The following is a 21,230-nucleotide window of genomic DNA, read 5'->3' as shown; positions in this document are numbered from 1 at the left end:
TTCAACCGTTATGGTTTGAATGTGAACCGTTTCATTATTACATTCATCAGTAGCTGTCCAAGTTCGTGTGATGGTATAGTCTCCTGAACATGAACCTGATGCTGTACTTTCATTAAAGGACACCGTTGCAATTCCACAAGTATCTGAAGCTGTAAGCGTTTCTGCCGTTGGAATGTTATCACATTCTACTGTTGTACTTGCTGGTAAAGTTTCATTAAATGTTGGATCAGCATTGTCTTCAACCGTTATGGTTTGAATGTGAATCGTTTCGTTATTACATTCATCAGTAGCCGTCCAAGTTCGTGTGATGGTATAGTCTCCTGAACATGATCCAGAAGCTGTACTTTCATTAAAGGACACCGTTGCAATTCCACAAGTATCTGAAGCCGTTAAAGTTTCTGCTGTTGGAACGTTATCGCATTCAACTGTTGTATTAGCTGGTAAGGTTTCATTAAAAGTTGGATCAGCATTGTCTTCAACCGTTATGGTTTGAATGTGAATTGTTTCGTTATTACATTCGTCAGTAGCTGTCCAAGTTCGTGTGATGGTGTAATTGCCTAAACATGAACCTAAAGCTGTACTTTCATTAAAGGACACCGTTGCAATTCCGCAAGTATCTGATGCTGTAAGCGTTTCTGCTGTTGGAATAGTATCACATTCTACTGTTGTATTTGCTGGTAAGGCTTCATTAAAGGTTGGATCACCATTATCTTCAACGGTTATGGTTTGAATGTGAATTGTTTCGTTATTACATTCGTCAGTTGCTGTCCAAGTTCGTGTGATTGTGTAATTGCCTAAACATGATCCTGAAGCTGTACTTTCATTAAAGGACACCGTTGCAATTCCACAAGTATCTGATGCTGTAAGCGTTTCTGCCGTTGGAATAGTATCACATTCAACTGTTGTACTTGCTGGTAAAGTTTCATTGAATGTTGGATCACCATTATCTTCAACAGTTATGGTTTGAATATGAATTGTTTCGTTATTACATTCGTCAGTTGCTGTCCAAGTTCGTGTGATTGTGTAATTGCCTGAACAAGAACCTAAAGCTGTACTTTCATTAAAGGACACCGTTGCAATTCCACAAGTATCTGAAGCTGTAAGCGTTTCTGCCGTTGGAAAAGTATCACATTCAACTGTTGTACTTGCTGGTAAGGTTTCATTAAATGTTGGATCAGCATTGTCTTCAACCGTTATGGTTTGAATGTGTATCGTTTCGTTATTACATTCATCAGTTGCTGTCCAAGTTCTCGTGATGCTATAGTCTCCTGAACATGAACCTGAAGCTGTACTTTCATTAAAGGACACCGTTGCAATTCCACAAGTATCTGAAGCTGTAAGCGTTTCTGCTGTTGGAATGTTATCACATTCTACTGTTGTACTTGCTGGTAAAGTTTCATTGAATGTTGGATCACCATTATCTTCAACCGTTATGGTTTGAATGTGAATTGTTTCGTTATTACATTCGTCAGTTGCTGTCCAAGTTCGTGTGATTGTATAATCGCCTGAACATGATCCTAAAGCTGTACTTTCATTAAAGGACACCGTTGCAATTCCACAAGTATCTGATGCTGTAAGCGTTTCTGCCGTTGGAATAGTATCACATTCAACTGTTGTATTAGCTGGTAAGGTTTCATTAAATGTTGGATCACCATTATCTTCAACCGTTATAGTTTGAATGTGTATCGTTTCGTTATTACATTCATCAGTAGCTGTCCAAGTTCTCGTGATTGTATAATCGCCTGAACATGAACCTGATGCTGTACTTTCATTAAAGGACACTGTTGCTATTCCACAGGTATCTGAAGCTGTTAAAGTTTCTGCTGTTGGAATGTTATCACATTCTACTGTTGTACTTGCTGGTAAAGTTTCATTGAAAGCTGGATCAGCATTGTCTTCGATCGTAAACGTAGCTTGCTTAGTAATTTCGTTTCCGCAGTCATCTGCTAAAGTAAACGTGACTGTTTCTGAAGCTGTAGAGCCACAAAGTATATTAAGTCCAGAATTGGTGTTTGAAAGCGTCGCATTTCCACATAACACAGTTCCTGAAAAACTAGCTAACCAATTATTAAATTCATCATTAGGATTCGTAATCGCTTCACACTGTAAGGTTAAATCTGTAGGCTCGTTCGTCCAAGTTGGACCAACAAAAGAGATTTTAAATAAAGTTCCGTTATAAATATTGACATAGTAAATAAAACCATCTAACGGATTTTGCATCATATGTACAATCCCATTACCAAAATTTATAGGAGCTAATTCTGAAATATCACTAATCCAATTTAGTGTTCCATCAGTAAGTGTTGCCACATTAATCCAATTTCTTACATAATCTGTAAATAAATATTTACCATTCATACTACTACCCATTGCATCACCTTGAATATAGATGCCAGCAATTGCAGTATTACCTCTAAACTCAATACCTGTCGTTGGAGAACCAGATGCTCCGACTCTTGGGTTAGTTGGTGTCGTTCCACTAAACCAAGGCACACGAGCTTCGTTAGTGCCACCATGTCTCCAAGCGACTTCTGGTCTGTCATGAACAAAACGTCTTAGAGCTGGATTAGCATTATCATTAAAATTTGTTGGTTGCGGACAATTATTAACGAAAAGTACATTGCCCTCATCAGGATTTGTAGTTCCACTATTGTAGTAACCATTATGCTGAGTTAAACCTTCATACAAAGGCCAACCACCATTTAGTCCACCTTTATCAAAAATGTGCAAATCCTCCCAAGTTCCCCAACCTACATCAGCGACTTGGATAATGCCAGGATTACCATCTGCTGGATTAGTACTTCCGCTTCCAGGTTGAATTGACATTCTAAATGGATGACGTAATCCCATTGCCCACATTCTAGATTCTGGCAAACGTGGATCAGATGAATTATAATGAGGATTTGAAGGCACACCATCTCCTGTTGCTGGATCAAGTCGTAATACCTTTCCACACAATGATGTAATCATTTGGCTTCTAAAAGAACCTACATTTTCTTCTGGTCTCATTATGCCATCATTAATAGCTTGTTGATAGTATGTTTCACTTGCACTACCTGTATCTGTCGAAGAATAACTAGCGTTATCTCCAGTAGAAACTAATAACGTTCCGTCGTCTGCAAAAATAACTGTTCCACCTGCATGCGATTGATGCGTTAAAGGAACTCCTGTAGACACAGACTCACCTAATAACACAGCTCGCGTATTATAATCTGTTGTTAATGGATCACTTCCGATATTTAGTTGGTAACGTGTAACACGACTTATTGAAGCTTCAAAATAATCATTATCATTAGGATCATAACTTGGTGTTCCGTAATTCATAAGATGCTCTCTGTCAACCATATAATACATGTACACTAAACCATTGGTATCAAAATTTGGATCTAAACAAAAGCTAGCAAATCCGAAATCTCTCCAATCTCCTACTTCATCAGAAATATCAAGAACTGGTGTAGTTTGTTTGATATATTGCGTTCCATTCCAATTAGACACATATACATGTCCTCTTTTTTCCCAAACGAACATTTTAGTACCATCAGCATTAAAAACTACACCCATAATAGTATTGTAGCCATTTTGAACTTCAGTGGCTGTATAACCTGTTGGCAGTTGTCCGTAAACGTTTGAAAAAAAAAGTAGAAAAAGACCTATTGAAACTAATCTCTTAGATTTTAGAAAGCGACTATAGCAAAACATAATTGATACTTTTGTTTGGTTGAAAAGAGATGTCGCTATTAATCTGATTAAATATAAGACGATTTGTCCTAGCAAAAAAATAATTTATTCAAATGGGAAATAAAACCGATAATTGGATTAAAATTGAAGGATTAAGAATTGATTTTTAACAACTTAATAAAAAGTTCTTTACCTGTCCTACTCGATATTGAATTATAACACGATTCCATGATTTCAATTTGGAAGGCATTTTCAAAATATTGAATGTATTCCTCTTTATGACCTCCAAATGGTGGATGATCTTCATTTAACGGTAAATTAAACAGTAAACCAACTAGTTTTCCATTTGGTGACAAAATGGTATTCATTTTTGAAACATAGTCTAATCTTCGACTAGGATGTAAGGCACAAAAGAAGGTTTGCTCTAAAATTAAATCAAAGGTCTGTTCTAAATCAAAAACATTTTTGTGAAGCAAATGGTGTTTTGGGAAACTTGGAATTCGTGATAAAAGGTTGTTTAAAGCTGTTTTGGAAACATCAACCACATATACGTTTTTGAATCCTTGATTAAATAGATATTCAGCTTCATAAGAATTACCACCACCTGGAATTAAAATTTTCAAGGATTTATTTTCTAGTTGATCAATATAAGTTTTGAGAGGTGTTGATATTTCTCCTAAATCCCATCCAATGTCATCAGTTTTATAACGATTATCCCAATATGATTCATCAAGTTCTTTCATTTTACGATAGCTCTTTCCAAAGAATATAAACTGCCATTAGTAAAACAAACCAACCGAAACCTTTCTTTAGTTTTTTGCCTTCGATGAACTTTGATAAATAGATTCCGATAAAGATTCCAATAACAGAAAGACATGTAAATGTCAATAAAAAGAACCATTCAATTTCTAAATTTTCAATATCACCAACGAAACCAATCAATGATTTAATTGCGATTATTAAAAGTGACGTTGCCACTGCCTTTTTCATTGGGAGTTTTGCTAATAAAACTAAAGCAGGTATAATTAAGAAACCGCCTCCTGCTCCTACGATTCCTGTTAGCACTCCAACTACAACACCTTCAATAATTATTAATGGATAATTATAAGCAACTTTTGTGTCCTCTTCAACTTCACTACGTCTATTTCTTATCATAGATACAGAAGCAAGTAACATTATGATCGCAAAAAATAACATAATCGCTATATTTTTGGTGACCATAAAATCTCCAATTGCGAACAATTCTTCTGGAATAATAGGTACAATAAATTTACGAGTACTGTACACTGCAATAAATGCCGGAATAGAAAATACAATAGCAGTTCTAAAATCGACCAAGCCTTTTTGAATATTTCGTATTGCACCAACTAGAGAAGATGTGCCGACTACAAAAAGTGAATATGCTGTGGCAGTCACTGGATTTACAGACAAAAGATATACCAAGATTGGTACTGTTAAAATTGAACCTCCACCACCAATGAGTCCTAAAACTACACCAACTAGTAGTGCTCCAAAATATCCTAATATTTGTGTGATATCCATTATCACAAATCTAAGCAATAAATTATTCTCATGTCTAGTTCAGAAATTAAAACTAAAAAACGATTTGAAAAACGTATAAATTTTCTATTTACTTGGTGGTTTCTCGTAAAATTAATTTCGTTTTTATAATTTTCGTAGTAGATTTTGTTTTCTCCTTATTATTTAAACGATCAAGTAAAAGTTTTACAGATGCTTTTCCAATATCTAGTGTGTGTTGAGAAATGGTAGATAATTTAGGATCCGTAAACTGGAGTACATTGTCATCTGAAAAACCAATAATAGATAAGTCCTGAGGAATCTTATAATTTAGTTTGAGAGCTTTTTGAAGAGCAACTACACCAGAGGTATTATCAATAGAAATAATACCATCAACTGAAGGATGATTATCAAAAACACTTTGAATTGTTTCATCAACTAAATATTCTTTTTTTATAGTAACTACAATAGGTTCATTATGATAATTTGAAGCTTCTTTCAAAGCTTCCGAATAGCCATTATACCTGAGTTTACCAACACTTAAATCATGAATGTCACTAATTAAAATAATGTGCTTTCTGCCTTCAGACAATAAATGTTTAGTAGCTTCATAAGCTGCTCCGAAATCATCAATAATCACTTTGTCACAATCTATATTTTCTGATACACGATCAAACAAGACAACTGGTATATTTTGATCTAGAATTGCATTAATATGTTCCACATTATTTTCAATCTGAGACTCTTCAGCAATAGAAATAATAAATCCATCGACGCTTCCATTGGATAACAATTGAAGACTGTTTATCTCCTTAGATTTTTTTTCATTGGATAGGCAAGTAATAATATTATATCCTTGTTCAGACGCTTCCTCTTCAATAGCTAAAAGTGCCTTGGCAAAAAAATGATTTAAGATGTCTGGAATAATCACACCAATAGTATTTGTTTTACTATTCTTTAAACTAATTGCGACTTTGTTAGGCTTATAATTGAGATGTTTTGCAAGTGCTTTAACACGTTCTATTGTTTCTGGGCTAATTTCTTCACTGTTATGTAATGCTTTAGAAACCGTAGAAATCGATACGTTTAATTGTTCTGCTAATTGTTTAAGTGTGATCATGTTTCTAATTATTTTTTACTTTAAAAGTTGATTGACAGCTTTTTCAATTTCTAATACTGGCAATTTACATGTACCATTTACACAAACATAAATATAAGTGTCATCATCTATAAATCTATTTTTCATAATTGGGATTTCACTTTCCTGTGTTGCTCCTGCTACTAATATATTTGGAACATAATGATTGTTAAGCTGCTTTATTTTTTCTCTAGCGTTACTACCAGAAATTGCAACTTCATAATACGGATTTGAATAATTCAAATACAGATTTAACCAATTTGAATAGGCTGAAGGTGATTTGTTAATATCAGAAACCATATTACTCAACATCTGCTTTGCCTTGTCATCATAAGATTTATTAGAATAATAATGGCTTAATTTGAATAGATTATGTGCTAAAACCGAATTTGAAGACGGAATCACATTGTCATAAACTTCAATCTTTCTTGTTATCAAGTTAGTTTCCGTATCTGATGTAAAGTAAAACATGCCATTATCTTTATCAAAAAAATGGGCAATGGTATAGGTCATTATTTCATTTGCTAACTGCAACCAGTCTTCATTTAGAGTCACCTGGTATAGGTCTATAAAAGCAGCAATAGTGTGCGCATAGTCTTCTGAAAAACCATCAATAGTACTCACGCCATTTTTATAGTTATGAAACAAAGATCCATCCTTAGATAATTGTTTCTTCTTAATGAAATTTGCATTTTTTATTGCCCTATTTAGATACTGTTGGTCTCCTAAAACACGATAAGCATCAATATATGCTTTAAGCATCATTGCATTCCATGACGTTAGCACTTTATCATCTGTTCTAGGATGTTTTCTAGAAGCTCTCACCTTTAAAAGTTTTGATTTCCAATCTGAAACCTTAGTATTTAAATCTACAAGTGTAATAGAATTTGATTTTATGAACTCCTCATCAGTTTGGGTTTTAAATAAGATATAGTGATTATTTTCCCATTTTCCTTTGGCATTTACATTGTAATAGGATTTAAAAAGATCGAAATCATTTCCTAAAATAGATTGCAATTCTTCTTTAGTCCATGTGTAAAAGACGCCTTCTTCAAGTTCACCATCTTTAGTTACACTATCGGCATCTATAGATGAATAAAAAGCACCTTCATCATTTGTTAACTCATGTTCTATAAAATTTAATGTTTCTATTATTACCGTTTTAAATGCTTCGTTACCTGTTTGCTGATAGACTTTTGAATACAAACTTACTAATTGGGCATTATCATAAAGCATTTTTTCAAAATGTGGTACATGCCATCTCTCATCAACTGAATATCTCGAAAAACCACCACCAATTTGATCATAAATTCCACCATTGGCCATTTTGGTTAAGGTTAATTCAACAAAATTTTGAAGTTCTAAGTCGTCATTTTGAAAACTAGATCTGAAAAGATAATCGAGATTCGTTGGCATTGGGAATTTGGGAGCATTTTTTTGTCCACCATCTTTAAAATCTAGGGTTGGCATCCATGATTCTTTCATTCGTTTTAACGTTTCAGTTGTAAACTGTACACCTTCTTTATTTAAGGTGATTAAGTCCGAATTTTTAACTCCTTGTGTTAACTTTTCGGCATAAGCAATTACTTTGTCTGGATCATTTTTATACAAGTCGGACATATCTTCAAGAATTTTTGTCCATTGCGTTTTTGTAAAATATGTACCACCAAAAACGGGTCTACCATCTGGTAAAGCAATACAATTTAGAGGCCAACCACCACTTCCAGTCATTAATTGAACAGCGTTCATATAAATTTGATCAACATCAGGACGTTCCTCTCTATCCACTTTAATATTGATAAAATTGTTGTTCATGAGTTTTGCAACTGAATCATTTTCAAAACTCTCTTCTTCCATAACATGGCACCAATGACATGCTGAATAACCAACAGAAATAATAATCAATTTATTTTTTTCCTGAGCTAATTGTAACGATTTAGAATTCCAAGCTTTCCAATCTACAGGGTTATATGCATGCTGAAGCAAATACGGACTAGTTTCATTAATTAAGTCATTCGTAAATGGTTTGTCTTCAGTAATTGCAGAATTATTTTTATTAGAGCAACTCCAAAACAGAATTAAAAGTAATGATGAATAGACAAATGTTTTCAATTTCAAATTTTTTATCAATATAGTGAAAATGGTCTTTAGTTATAAGGTGAAATTTTATTAAAAAAAAACGTGTTTAAAAATATAAACACGCTTTTATCACTATCAATATAAGATACTATCAATCTTATTCTTTAATAAGTTTTACTGTTTTAGATCCTTTTACTCCGTTGATTTCAGCAAAATACATTCCTGAATTTAATGAAGACGCATCTATAGTAAGATTAGTCGTGTTTGGTGATAAAACCATTACCTGCTTTCCTAAAATATCATATACTACGACTGACGTTACTATTGCATTACTTATAACATTCCAATCACTAGTTGTAGGATTTGGATAAATTTTGAATTCAGTCGTATCATATTCAGTAATAGATAATGCATTGGAAGTAAGAATAATGTTATCTATGTAAACAGTTCCTGGGTTGGTAACTACTTGCATAAATGCTTCGCATTTCCATTGGTAAAAGTTAGTACTTGAAAATCCTAAATTAGTGAAATATGTCATTGGTATTGATACTTGAACCCATTGCCCAGTTACAATAGTTTCTTGCGTACCAATTTCATAAGTATACTCTTGAACAGCGCCATTATTACTTATCATTCTAAATTGAAAACCAGGTATACCAGGTGCAGCCCAATACATGAAATTCACAAAACCATAAGCAGACACATCATCTGGTCCACCTTCACCTTGTCCGTATCCAGCAAATGAAAAATCAAATTTCAAAGCCTTATTTTCTCCAGCTCCTGGATCTAAATCTGGCTCACTACCTAAAGTTCCAAAGTCATATGCAAAAGGAAACGCTGTAGTATAACCATTAGTATCATTATATATGCTATAAGTTTCCCCATCTGGTACATTTGGAATTGGAGCAGGTTCCGGAGGACAAGGTTCACAATTTGGTCCACCACAGTCTATACCAGTCTCTTCATTATTTTGTTCACCATCAGTACACGTTTCTGGCAACGCCATACCTTGTACTGCAGTAATATTATCAATATATACTGCAAAATCTTGTGAATTGTTCCAATCATTATTTACACCATTATTTCCAGAGTTATTACCTGCCCAATTAGGGAAAAAGCCTATTAATGAGTATTCACCATTTGCAAGAGCCAAATTATCTACAACTTGATCAAAAGTAAAAGTCAATGTTTGCCAACCACTACCAGTCACATAATTCTGTTGAGCTCCAGATGCTTCTGAAGCAGGCATTTGTGCATTATCTTCAACTTTTGCAAGCATCGTAAAAGACATTGTAGAATATACATCGACTTGAACGGTAACATTAGACGTTAAATCCATAAAATTATCCTGCATAATTAATCTGGCGTTTTGCCATGGATCTGCCATTGAAGAAGATATAATTTCACCAACGGTGTTTCCAGCATCTAAGGGATCTGCAACAACATTAGCTTGTGAAAGACCTTCTTCTGCCGTAAAGCCTGTTGTTCCTTCAAAATCTTCTAAATTAACTTGTGCAAAACCTGAAGATGCTATTAAAAGACTAAATAAAAGTGTAATTTTTTTCATAACTATATATGTTTTTTTAACTAAAAATTAAAATGGACAAAAAAAAGCGTGCTTACGATTTAAGCACGCTTTTTATACTATTAATCAAAGAACGCTAGCTTAATTAGTCTTTAATTAGTTTTATTGTTTTAGATCCATTAGCTCCATTGATTTGAGCAAAATACATTCCTGGATTTAAATTAGAAGCGTCAATTACTACATCATTAGTGTTAGGTGATAATGAAATTACTTGTTTTCCTAAGACATCATAAACTTCAACTGAATTTAAAATAGAATTGCTTGTTACATTCCATTTATCTGAAGCTGGGTTAGGATATACTTTAAATTGAGCCGTCTCAAAATCGTTAAGCGATAAAGAAGGATCATTAACTGTAAGTAAAATATTATCTATATAAACAATAGAATTTGGATCTGTTGTCCCCATAAAAGCATCAGCTTTCCATTGGAATAAATGAGCATCAGAAAATCCTAAGTTTGTAAAGTAAGACATTGGGATTACAACCTTGGTCCAAGCACCTTTAGTAAGTGCAACATCAGTACCTACTTCAAAACTACTTTCTACTACAGCTCCGTCATTACTAATTAGAACAAATCTAAAACCTGGTGTTGGATCAGAAGCCCAATAATCGAAGGATACAAAATCATAAGCAGTAACATCATCAGGTCCACCTTCTCCAACGCCATAACCTGCAAAGCCAAAATCAAATTTATATGCTAAATTAGTTCCTGCACCTGGATCTAAATCAGGCTCACCACCTAAAGTTCCAAAGTCATAAGCAAATGGGAAAAAAGTAGTATAACCATTTGTATCGTTATAAATGCTATACGTTTCTCCATCAGGTGAAGTCGGCAAAGGAGCCGCTTCAGGATCTGCAGGAGGAACAACAACTACGTCACCAGCAAAACCAGTTAAATTATCTATATAGACTGTTCTTTCAATTTCAGGATCGTGCCATCCAGCTCCATTCCAGTTTGGAAAGAACGCTATAATACCATATTCACCATTTGCAACACCAGTTGCATCTAACGCTTGGTTAAACGTAAAGGTAAGAGTTTCCCAACCTGAACCTGTATGAGAAACATCAGCAGCAGACTCTGTAGCACCAGATTGAGCATCTGCTAATCTAGCTAACATATTAAATGCACTAAGAGAGTATACATCAACATCTACTGTTTGAGTAACAGGAGTAGTTACATCCAAATAATTTGTTTGCATCACTAGGTTAGCTCCTTGCCATGGTTGACCTGCATCGACAACAATCAATTCACCAACGGTCGCAGATGGATTGTTAGCGTCTACACTTGGGTTGGCTACAATGTTAGCACCACCTAAGCCTTCAAAGCCTTCAAAGCCACTCGCAGGTAAAGCTTCAAAATCTTCTAAAACCACCTGAGAAAATCCAGTTGAAGCAATTAGAAGACATAATAAAAACGTAATTTTTTTCATAATTTTTAGGAATTTGTTATTAATACATGCAATAAAATGAATTATATTGAATATTACTGTTAAACTCACCTATACAAAAACCATACAGAGTGAAATGATTCAAACAAATAGCACAACACTTTTATAGTATCAAATTTTTGATAATCAATAATTTACAATCTTAAACTTAAAGTATAGTTATATAAAATACACCTGTACAAATCATACATTATTGCTTCATGTCAAAAACAGTTAGGTCGTCATTGTTATTTGTAACAACAATTACACTTTTATTTTTTAAATGCAATTGCTTTATATCTCTACTATCATAAGGCACATAAAAACCACTTTTATTTGGTGATATAAATTTAAAATTAGTTTTTCCATCACCTAAAAGAACAGAACCAAATCCAGCATCATAACGTGTAGTTTCAACTTCAACACCATAATGATTACCTACCGTTATAATATCTTTGAAACCATCCTTATTAATATCGTATACCATGGTAGATTTAATTGGTGAAATCTGGGCTTCATTTGGTAATGATTGTTTCACTAATTTGCCATTGTCATTAATGAGAATAATGCTTTCAAAGCTTTTGATCTCATAAATGACGGCATCACTCATTTTATCCTCTGGCAGAATATCAATTAATTTAGAAGATGCAAAACTATCATAGTCTTCAAATTTTTCAGAGACATACGGCATTTGCTGACTTGTACATTCTCTACCTCTAACGGGTACATAATCATCTTTATAAAACTTTGCTAGTACTACATCGTTAGTTCCGTTATTATCAAAGTCGTTAGCATAAACTTTAAAAGGATGTTCTACAGATGCTTTAAACTTGTTGTTTTTACCTAGGTTACCAATGATATAGTCATCATCTCCATCGTTATCTAAATCACTAGCTGTTATTGACCACCAAATTCCTCGCGTATCGTTAAGTCCAAATTTTTCAGAATCATTTTGAAAAACACCTTCATTATTGGTTAGCACAATGATTTCCATCCACTCACCTACTAACATTAAATCTTCGTCGCTATCGTTATCTATATCTGTAAAAACAGCATCAGTCACCATGCCTATATTATTAAGAGCAGGAGCGATTTCTGTTTCAGATTTTTTAAAATTCCCATTATCATTAATCAATAAATAACTGCTAGCAGGAAATGTATATTTACCTGGAATTAGTCGAGTTCCTACAAAAAGATCTAAATCACCATCATTGTCAATATCTGAAGCTTTAACACATTGCGAGCTTTCTGCAATTCCTGGTAAAGCACTTGCCTTTTTAGTAAAATTACCTTGCCCATCATTAATGTATAGTCTGTCTTTTAATTGCGGACTTCCATTCGCATATTCATTTCCACCACTAGCGATATATAGATCAAAATCTTTATCACCATCTACATCAATAAAAAGGCATCCCATATCTTCAGAAGCTTTGTCCTTCTCCCATGGTTCTGACAAGCTCTTAATAAATTGACCATTGTCTTGTTGCAAATAAAGTATACCGCTCTGACCTAAAGCACCACCAATAAAGAGATCTTCTAAGCCATCACCATTAACATCTTGAACCGCAGAGAACGGTCCGTTTTGTGATAATTTATGAGGCAAAAGTATTTGCTCTTTAAAATCGTCAAAATCATTCTCTTTATGACTATAATCAATTCCAAGAGTGTTTGATTTTATGTGCGTAACAAAAGTCGCTTCAGTTTTGGTTTCTTTTGAAAATGGTTTTGCATTATCAAGTTTAGCTACAATCACTTGATTTGCACCTATATTCTCGAATGTATTAACCTTTCCATTTGGCCAGAAGACTTCAATTTTTTCAACTTCAATATCTTTTCCTAAACCGAAAAACAAATCATGTTCAACCGAAGAAATAAAACCGCGAGTAACTGTATTTTCAGCCATTTGCATTTTGCCATTATGATGAATAATAGCTTTGGCTCCAATTCCGAATTTATTATTTCCAGAACCTTCAATTTTAATTTTCAAAAAATTACCAGTTGCTTTATTTTCGTACACAAAAGCAGGCGCATCAATATTATTAGTAATAATATCTAAATCACCATCATTATCTAAATCGCCATAAGCCATTCCATTAGAAAAACTTGGCGTATCAAAACCCCAATCTTCAGTAACTTTTTCAAATTCCAAATTTCCTTTGTTTCTATATGCAAAATTAGAAATGGGTTGTGAAGGTGTATCCTTACTTAACTGAAACAAATCTTCAGCAGTAGCGTCTTTGCTTAAATTTTGAACTTTATTTCTGTAATCATTGTTATCAACATCTTTTTTTATTCCGTTGGAAATAATAATATCCTTCCATCCATCATTATCTAAATCGACAAGAAGACTAGCCCAACTCCAATCTGTAAAAGAAACACCAGCCATATTTGCAATATCTGAAAAGCCACCTAAACCAGTATTAATCTGTAATGTGTTAGTCATATATTGGTGATGAGCACCAGCGTCGACCATAGCATTAAATGCTTTAGTACTCATTGAAGCCATATTCGTTTTAGAACGGTAATGGTCATTAGGAGTCATGTCTGTTGTGATTAAGTCTAGTAAGCCATCATTATTGATATCACCAGTATCAGATCCCATACTTAATTGGGTTATATGCTTTAATTCTTCATTAATTACATTTGTAAAGGTTCCATCTCCATTATTATAATACATAAAATCGGGCTCAGCATAATCATTTGCTACGTACAAGTCCATCCAGCCATCATTATTGAAATCGGTTGCATTTACACTTAATCCGTAAGCCACATCTCTTGTAATGCCGACTTCTTCAGATACATCCTTAAACTTACCGTTGTCATTTCTGTATATTCTATCCCTAAAAAATTTAAACTGATCTCTAGGAATTTTATTAATAAGTAATAATTTTTTATCTGCTATTTGATTGACTTGATACATATCGAGATCACCATCGTTATCCATATCGAAGAATACAGCTTGCGTAGAAAAACCATAATCACCTAAGCCGTATTTAAGAGCAGACTCTGTAAATGTTAAATCTTGATTATTAATATATAATTGATTTCTGCGATCTTCGGGTTTATCAGAATTTCCGTTTCTACTCACATAAATATCTAGATAGCCATCGGCATTGACATCTGCCATAGTAACTCCCCAAGTCCATCCCGAATTTTTCGCAACTTTAGACTTTTTAGTGATGTCTTCAAATTGTAAATTCCCTTTATTTAGGTATAATCTGTCTGCAACCTGATTTCCGCCAAAAAAGACATCTGGTAATCCATCATTGTTTAAATCACCTATAGCAACACCAGAGCCAACATACATTTGACTATAATAGTAGTGGTTAAAATAAGTAGACTCAGTAATAGTATTACTAAAATCTATTCCAGTTTTTTCTTGAGGTAATAACTCAAGAGAACCAATTAATTCTTCAGGATATAAATCTCTTTGTGGTTCATTTTGACAACTAAACATTGTCGCGATGACTAGAAATACAACTAGATATTGAATATTTAATGTGTAATTTTTCATTTTCAATGTGAATTAATTGAATATAATATATTGAAAAAAATAGTTATTTACCGGTTTATTAATTGTGAAATAACTAAAATTTTAATTTTTCATCTTTGTCCCAAATTCCCCAATATGCTCCAACATCACCTTCGGCTCCAACTTTCCATGATTCATCAAATGATGAGAAATAGAACATATCGATTTGATCGCTTTTTGACCATTGTTGTGCATTGATAAAATACTTCATTGCATTATTAAACGAAGGATGAGCCCCTTCAAAACTTGTTCCTAAATTTGGCCAACCTGTTTCAGTAACAATGACTTTTTTTCCGTTAGCTGCAGAAGTTGCTTGAGCGAACATTTCTTTCATATATAAGAGTGAATACTCTAATGGGCAACCTTCCCAAAACGGATAACAATTGGCTAAAATAACGTCACAAGCTTCTGTAATTCTAGGTCTTTCTGTAAATTCATAATAAGCATCTACATAACCGACTGGAATCTCTGGTATTGCTCGCTTAACTTCATTCATAAAATCTAATAATTCATCTTCACTCAAATCGCCTCGATACATAACTTCATTACCGACAGCTGCAATATCTACATAGCCTTCCTTGGCCAATTTGATAAGACCAGCAACTTCGCGTTTATTAATTTCATCATCATCACCTAGCCATGCCCCAACCAGTGTTTTAATGCCATATTCATGGGCTATGCGTGGAATTATTTCATTACCATCTGTACACGAAAATGTTCGAATCCATTTAGTATATGGTTTAATGATTTCCATTCGTCTACGAATTTGTGCTTCAGAAATTTGGTCACCAGCTTCTTGTCCTTCCTCATAAGGACTAAAACACAAACCATGCATTCCTTTTTTTAAAATGTCGTTGTATGAATTTTGTAATTCTTTATCTGATTTATTCGCAAGAGCTTCTCCAGCTAATGCCATTATTTTTCCCGCTCTAACCGACATTATCCTTTTCTTTTTTAGATTTCAAATTGTTTCTTTTGTGTCTCGATGACTTATTACCATCAAGAACTTTGTCATTAGCTCTTTTATCCAATTCAACTTTAATTTCGTGAGCTCGTTCTTCAGTCAAATCATAGCCACGCATTACTAAAATTGCAATTAATGTTCCCAATATTGGTAATCCTGAAAAGAATGATCGTAAGCCTATTATGGCGTTATCAGACTGAGTAGAAGCGTCTGCATCAAAACCAATCATAGATAAAATTAAGCCGCTTAATAAACCAGCAATTGCAAATCCGAATTTCACCATCCACCAATAAATTGCTCCAAAAACACCTTCTCTACGTAATCCAGTATTTAATTCATCTAGGTCAATTACATCAGCTGTCATCGACATCATAAGGGTAAATAAACTACCTATTCCAAAAGAAAAGAATGGCAATGCAAAAATGAACATATAAGGTTTTCCTGGTATGAAGAGAAACCAAAGTAAAATATATCCTAAAATTGAAATACTTTGGGACGCTAAAAACGCTTTTTTCTTTCCCATAACTTTAGACATTCTAGTTACAATTGGAATGACTAAAAACGTAGTAGCTAAAGCACCTAAACTTCCAAAAAGTGTAGGCCATATTCCGGCAGCGCCTGCATCACCATTAAATAGATAATATACAACGATAAAGAATGTAAAAGCTGCTACTGTATTAAATGCATTGAACACCAAAAATGTGGCAATACATAATTTTCTAAACGGTTTGTTTTTAAAGGCTTCATGAAACCCATTTATAATACTATTAAAACTACTACCTATGTTTTTTGCAGTTAAGGGTGAATAATCTTCATTTACAGTAGATTTACTTTTAATAAAAACAGCAGGTACTATGGCGCAAACCATACAAAATAATCCAACCCAAATAGCTATTGTTCTCGTTGCTATATCTGCAGAATCAAACCAACCTTGATCGTACATGATTACCCAAAACCAAGGCGCAATTACCCATGCCCATTGTCCAATCCATTGCGCAACAGCCATTATGTTAGTTCGTTCATGAAAATCATCACTCATTTCATATCCCATGGCCACATAAGGCACACTAAAAATTGTTAATCCTAAGTAAAACACAAATGACCATATGATGAAATACATAAAATTATAATCTATTCCATTTTCTCTATGCAATTGCCATAAAATTGAAAATGAAATCCCCATGATTATGGCTCCGATTAACACATATTGCCTACGTCTTCCCCATTTTGATTTTGTATTATCTGAAATAAATCCCATAATTGGATCTGTGATAGAATCAAAAATTCTGGGCAAAAAGAAGATTACGCCCCACATCCAACCTGGAAACCCAAGATCTTGTACTAAAACTACCATAAAAATCCCCATAGAAGCAGGAAACATTTGATTGGCAAACATTCCAATTCCAAAGGCTACTTTTTGAGCAAATGGTACTTTAGTATTGTCTGTAGACATAGTTAAGGTTTTTAAAAATGGTTATATCAATATTCTATTTATTTCGAACTAGGAATAACTATAGTTTGTATTGCTTGTCCATCAATATTTAGATCTATCTGTTTATTATTAAGTTTGAGGTTGAAATTTTTTGGTATTGCTTCTTCATTAAAAATTACCACCACAATAGACTCATCAGGATTTTTAATAGCAGTAACCATAATGCTTTCATTAGAATTTTGAGTCCCAATTTTCATGGCTCCTGGTCGTATATACTTACTGAAATGCGCCATTGTATAATAAATTGGTGTAAAATAGACGTCGTCATTATCTGGATCAACAATCACTGGAGCCACACACCAGTTTTCAAACCAGTTAGGTCCACCTTGTCTATCTAAAACCATATTCCAATCGATCCAACCATCTACCCAATTGTTTAGACAACCAATAATATCTCTAGCATATCTATGTACTGGAGCATATTTTGGATGCAAATATTTATCCTTTTCGGAAGCCCAATCCCAGCCCCAATCTGTAGCTTCTTTTGACCAGTACCATTTGTCATCTTTCCATTTTGGAATTTCCGAATCTACGCACCCTTCAGTTTCAATTAAATATTTATTAGGTGCCTTTTCATGCGCATACTGTAAATCTTTTGGGAAGTAATCATATGTACTCTCATACCAATGAATTGCAGTACCAGCAAAATACTTTGAAGATGCTTCATCTTTAAACATCTCATCAACCCATTCTTTGATACCAGCTCGATTTTGATCATATCCAAGAATTTTTATATGTCCAAAGCCATTAGTTTCCAATTTTGGACCTAAATAGTTCTGCACAAAATCTGTTTCTTCTTTAGGTGAAAAGTGCATACTTTCCCAGTTATTCCCATTACCATGAGGCTCATTAACAGGAGTTAATCCCCAAATATCTATGCCTTCAGTTTTATAAGCTTCTAGATATTTTGAGAAAAATAATGCAAATGCATCATAATATTCTGGCAATAATTTTCCACCTACATAAGCTTTATTATCTTTCATCCAAGGTGGTGCAGTCCAAGGCGAAGCAACAATTTTAAATCCGTCTTTAGATATAGCCATGGCATCTTTTATCATAGGAATTAAATCATTTCGGTCTTCATCAATAGAAAAATTAATCATCTCAACATCGCCTTCAGTGGGCGCATATGTATAATTATTTAATGAAAAATCACAAGAACTAATATGCGTTCTTGTTAATGAATAGCGAGCTCCAGTTTCTCCAAAATAAGCTTCAATTATTTTTGCTCTATTCTCTTTACTCAAACGTTGTAGTAAAGATGCTGAAGACTCTGTAAATGAGCCACCTATACCAGTAATTTTCTGATACGTTTTTTCTGGATTTAATTGAATTGTATCCACATTTTCACCAGTAGGAAACGTTGTAAGTTTTGTTAATTTATTGCCTTTGGCAGACGTTTCGTAAACTTCGACTACTAAAGATTCTTCTTTTTTTGTACAACTCATTATTGTAAATACTAAGAGAATGCATATCATTTGCTTAGATATATTCATATGCTTCTTTTTATTTTTTTGTTTTACTTAGGCTTGAGTACTTCTCTTTGAGAACATCAAAAACCAGTTTCTTTTTTCTATCGATATCAACAATTCCCCAATATTCTTCATTTGGAGCACCATCATAAGGGATTCCAGTACTGTTAGGTGCATAACCACCAATATCTTGAACATCATTGTTTCCAGCTTTCCACCAACCATCAGTAAACGAAAACAAAGTGACACCAGAACAAATGTCTTGATTGTCAAACACCTTATTTAATATATTTTTAGCGGCATCTGCTTGCGCTTTTTGATTTTCGCCTTGTTCATAGCCTGCTTTAGTGATTTTCATATAGCTATCACCTCCTGTTTCTGATAAGTACATTGGTTTAGAACTTACCGATTTCCATTGTTTGAATATTGGTTCAGGATTATCCCATCTGTAAACATTCATTCCCCAAACATCAATATTTGGACTCATTTCTAGTGCCAAAGCATCTGGCAAATCGCCATGAGCTGTGGTCGTTGGATGATTTGAATCTTCAGAATGAATTAAAGCTGCAGCATCATTCATTTCTTTGTACCAATTTTTTATATCGTCACCAAACCATTCTGGATGGTAATTATATTCGTTACCTAATTCCCACATCAGGATAGCGTTATGGCTTTTATATTTATTTACATAGTCGATAAATGTTCCTGATTTTATGTCATTTTTTCCACCTTGATTGTATCCAAAACCAATAATTATCTTGATGCCAGCTTGATCAATTTCATCTAAAACTTTAATATCATCAATAGGCTCATAAACTCTTATTGTATTTATACCAGCTTCTGTCATTAAAGCTAAATCTTGAGTCAAAGTTGCCCAACTTCTGTTGTTTGGACTTCCCTTAGGAACTGGATGATAGCAAATACCTTTTATCGTATATAAAGTATTATTTACATCGATATGGCTGCCATTAACAGAAACAATAGTGCTTTGAGATGTACTTTGACATGATACTAATGAACATACAATAATAATGATACCAATATAATTTTTCATTCTACAGTAGTTTTAATATTTGGAACCAGAACATCTTTCATTAAGTCATTCACATTTCCATTATATGTTTTAGTAATAGGATTTCCATTTCTTGTTAAGCCTTCAAAAACGCCTTGATCTACTAAATCCCAAAGCGCATATTTTGCTTGACCATCACGTGTAATTAATCCAAAGTGATTTTCTGAACCTAAAGGGTTTTGTCCATCCTTCCAATTTTCATCAAAAGCTTCAAAGAAAAAACAAGACAAGCCTTCTTTATTAGTCCAATCTCGAATGTGCTTATAATAGAGTGCGGCTTTATATTCATCGGTAGCCTTTGATCCATTTGCACCATATAACCCATTAGAAACACTAGCCCAACCTGACTCGCCAATATGTATTGGTTTGGTTATATTCAGGCTTTCTATATATGATTTCACGCTTTGATACTGCGACATCGCATAATGTTTTGCCCTTAGCATAGCAGCTTCAATTATTTCCAGATCTGAACTACGCTCTTTATCATCGTTTATCCAATAATCTGGCGTATAATGAGTGTCATGATAAGCATATGTATGCATAGAAATATAATCGACTGCTTTTATTAACTTATTTAAATCTTCTACGTGATATTCTTCTCCGTGACCTCCCCAAGACGCAAAATTATCTGAGCTAGTAATCCATAAATCTTTAGATAATTCTCCAGTTTTCTTTAAGTTTTGCAAATGATTCACCCATTTTAAAATAATTCCAGGTTGCACATAGTATTCTGTTGCCCATTTTACCATGGCTTCATTACCTACTGCCAAAACTTTTACAATGTCTGGATATTTTTTCGCTAACTCAACTGCTGTTTTTACTTCAACTGGATTTCTTTCACTTTCGTGATTATGATCTGGATGCTCTCCATTTCGATAGAATGCATTTTTACAATCAATCCAAATTCCTAACATCACATACATTTCGAAACTAGAATCTTCATTATTTAATTGATGAATTGCTTCTAGTAAATTTTCAGCATGATCATAATGAACATTGTATGTCCTAAGCATCTTAATTCCCATGGCACTAAGAATTCTCATATCCTCTTTAAGCTCCTTTATGGTAGGTTGTATATCTCTGGAGTTCGTTCTATATCCTCCATAAGAAATTGCCAAATACTCTGGATTTCCTAAAATATCTTTTGCGTTCAAATTTGATTTATCTTTTACTATACTTTCGTTACTTTTATTTTTATCACTATTAGCACATGAAAACAGAAGTGTTATTACAAAAAAGCAAGTCACTATTTCTATACTTTTTTTCATGTTTTA

13 protein-coding genes are annotated in these 21,230 nt (G+C 33.7%); all 13 read right to left on the bottom strand.

Annotated elements, in window-relative coordinates:
* Positions 1-3,699: PQQ-dependent sugar dehydrogenase (locus tag VOI25_RS15065; RefSeq protein WP_323789919.1), on the bottom strand; the 3,699-nt coding region annotated here is incomplete at its 3' end.
* 131 nt (positions 3,700-3,830) lie between these two features.
* Entirely contained in the window at positions 3,831-4,421 is a 591-nt protein-coding gene (locus VOI25_RS15060; RefSeq protein ID WP_323789918.1) for a methyltransferase domain-containing protein, read from the bottom strand.
* A gap of 1 nt (position 4,422) precedes the next feature.
* A complete protein-coding gene (locus tag VOI25_RS15055) occupies positions 4,423-5,220 on the bottom strand; it encodes a sulfite exporter TauE/SafE family protein (protein WP_323789917.1) in 798 nt (265 codons plus the stop codon).
* An 88-nt stretch (positions 5,221-5,308) separates the two neighbouring features.
* Entirely contained in the window at positions 5,309-6,316 is a 1,008-nt protein-coding gene (locus VOI25_RS15050) for a LacI family DNA-binding transcriptional regulator (RefSeq protein ID WP_323789916.1), read from the bottom strand.
* A 15-nt stretch (positions 6,317-6,331) separates the two neighbouring features.
* Positions 6,332-8,446, bottom strand: coding sequence for a thioredoxin domain-containing protein (locus VOI25_RS15045; RefSeq protein ID WP_323789915.1), 2,115 nt, complete (start codon positions 8,444-8,446; stop codon positions 6,332-6,334).
* A gap of 124 nt (positions 8,447-8,570) precedes the next feature.
* Complete coding sequence (locus VOI25_RS15040; RefSeq protein ID WP_323789914.1) at positions 8,571-9,980, bottom strand: T9SS type A sorting domain-containing protein; 1,410 nt, start codon at positions 9,978-9,980, stop codon at positions 8,571-8,573.
* A 103-nt stretch (positions 9,981-10,083) separates the two neighbouring features.
* Positions 10,084-11,427, bottom strand: a complete 1,344-nt coding sequence (locus tag VOI25_RS15035; protein WP_323789913.1) for a T9SS type A sorting domain-containing protein — start codon at positions 11,425-11,427, stop codon at positions 10,084-10,086.
* A gap of 208 nt (positions 11,428-11,635) precedes the next feature.
* Complete coding sequence (locus tag VOI25_RS15030; RefSeq protein WP_323789912.1) at positions 11,636-14,938, bottom strand: VCBS repeat-containing protein; 3,303 nt, start codon at positions 14,936-14,938, stop codon at positions 11,636-11,638.
* A 73-nt stretch (positions 14,939-15,011) separates the two neighbouring features.
* Positions 15,012-15,896, bottom strand: a complete 885-nt coding sequence (locus tag VOI25_RS15025) for a glycosyl hydrolase family 17 protein (RefSeq protein WP_323789911.1) — start codon at positions 15,894-15,896, stop codon at positions 15,012-15,014.
* Complete coding sequence (locus tag VOI25_RS15020) at positions 15,886-17,373, bottom strand: MFS transporter (protein ID WP_323789910.1); 1,488 nt, start codon at positions 17,371-17,373, stop codon at positions 15,886-15,888. Before VOI25_RS15020 ends, VOI25_RS15025 begins: the two co-directional genes overlap by 11 nt.
* 38 nt (positions 17,374-17,411) lie before the next feature.
* Positions 17,412-18,860: a glycoside hydrolase family 30 protein gene (locus tag VOI25_RS15015; RefSeq protein ID WP_323789909.1), complete on the bottom strand. Its 1,449-nt coding sequence runs from the start codon at positions 18,858-18,860 to the stop codon at positions 17,412-17,414.
* Between the two features lie 58 nt (positions 18,861-18,918).
* Positions 18,919-19,938, bottom strand: coding sequence for a glycoside hydrolase family 2 TIM barrel-domain containing protein (locus VOI25_RS15010; protein ID WP_323789908.1), 1,020 nt, complete (start codon positions 19,936-19,938; stop codon positions 18,919-18,921).
* Positions 19,935-21,224: a glycosyl hydrolase family 17 protein gene (locus VOI25_RS15005; RefSeq protein WP_323789907.1), complete on the bottom strand. Its 1,290-nt coding sequence runs from the start codon at positions 21,222-21,224 to the stop codon at positions 19,935-19,937. The genes VOI25_RS15010 and VOI25_RS15005 overlap by 4 nt, the downstream gene beginning before the upstream one ends.
* Between the last annotated feature and the right edge of the window lie 6 nt (positions 21,225-21,230).

This window comes from Psychroserpens sp. (assembly GCF_034670085.1).
Taxonomy (GTDB): Bacteria; Bacteroidota; Bacteroidia; order Flavobacteriales; family Flavobacteriaceae; genus Psychroserpens.
The sequence above is the reverse complement of the archived record's forward strand: the minus strand, read 5'-3'. Positions and strand labels throughout refer to the sequence as shown.

Bases quoted from the DNA above. Each gene is read 5' to 3' on its own strand.
- VOI25_RS15060 (WP_323789918.1), bottom strand. From the start codon at position 4,421: ATGAAAGAACTTGATGAATCATATTGGGATAATCGTTATAAAACTGAT.
- VOI25_RS15055 (WP_323789917.1), bottom strand. From the start codon at position 5,220: ATGGATATCACACAAATATTAGGATATTTTGGAGCACTACTAGTTGGT.
- VOI25_RS15050 (WP_323789916.1), bottom strand. From the start codon at position 6,316: ATGATCACACTTAAACAATTAGCAGAACAATTAAACGTATCGATTTCT.
- VOI25_RS15040 (WP_323789914.1), bottom strand. From the start codon at position 9,980: ATGAAAAAAATTACACTTTTATTTAGTCTTTTAATAGCATCTTCAGGT.
- VOI25_RS15035 (WP_323789913.1), bottom strand. From the start codon at position 11,427: ATGAAAAAAATTACGTTTTTATTATGTCTTCTAATTGCTTCAACTGGA.
- VOI25_RS15030 (WP_323789912.1), bottom strand. From the start codon at position 14,938: ATGAAAAATTACACATTAAATATTCAATATCTAGTTGTATTTCTAGTC.
- VOI25_RS15025 (WP_323789911.1), bottom strand. From the start codon at position 15,896: ATGTCGGTTAGAGCGGGAAAAATAATGGCATTAGCTGGAGAAGCTCTT.
- VOI25_RS15020 (WP_323789910.1), bottom strand. From the start codon at position 17,373: ATGTCTACAGACAATACTAAAGTACCATTTGCTCAAAAAGTAGCCTTT.
- VOI25_RS15015 (WP_323789909.1), bottom strand. From the start codon at position 18,860: ATGAGTTGTACAAAAAAAGAAGAATCTTTAGTAGTCGAAGTTTACGAA.
- VOI25_RS15010 (WP_323789908.1), bottom strand. From the start codon at position 19,938: ATGAAAAATTATATTGGTATCATTATTATTGTATGTTCATTAGTATCA.
- VOI25_RS15005 (WP_323789907.1), bottom strand. From the start codon at position 21,224: ATGAAAAAAAGTATAGAAATAGTGACTTGCTTTTTTGTAATAACACTT.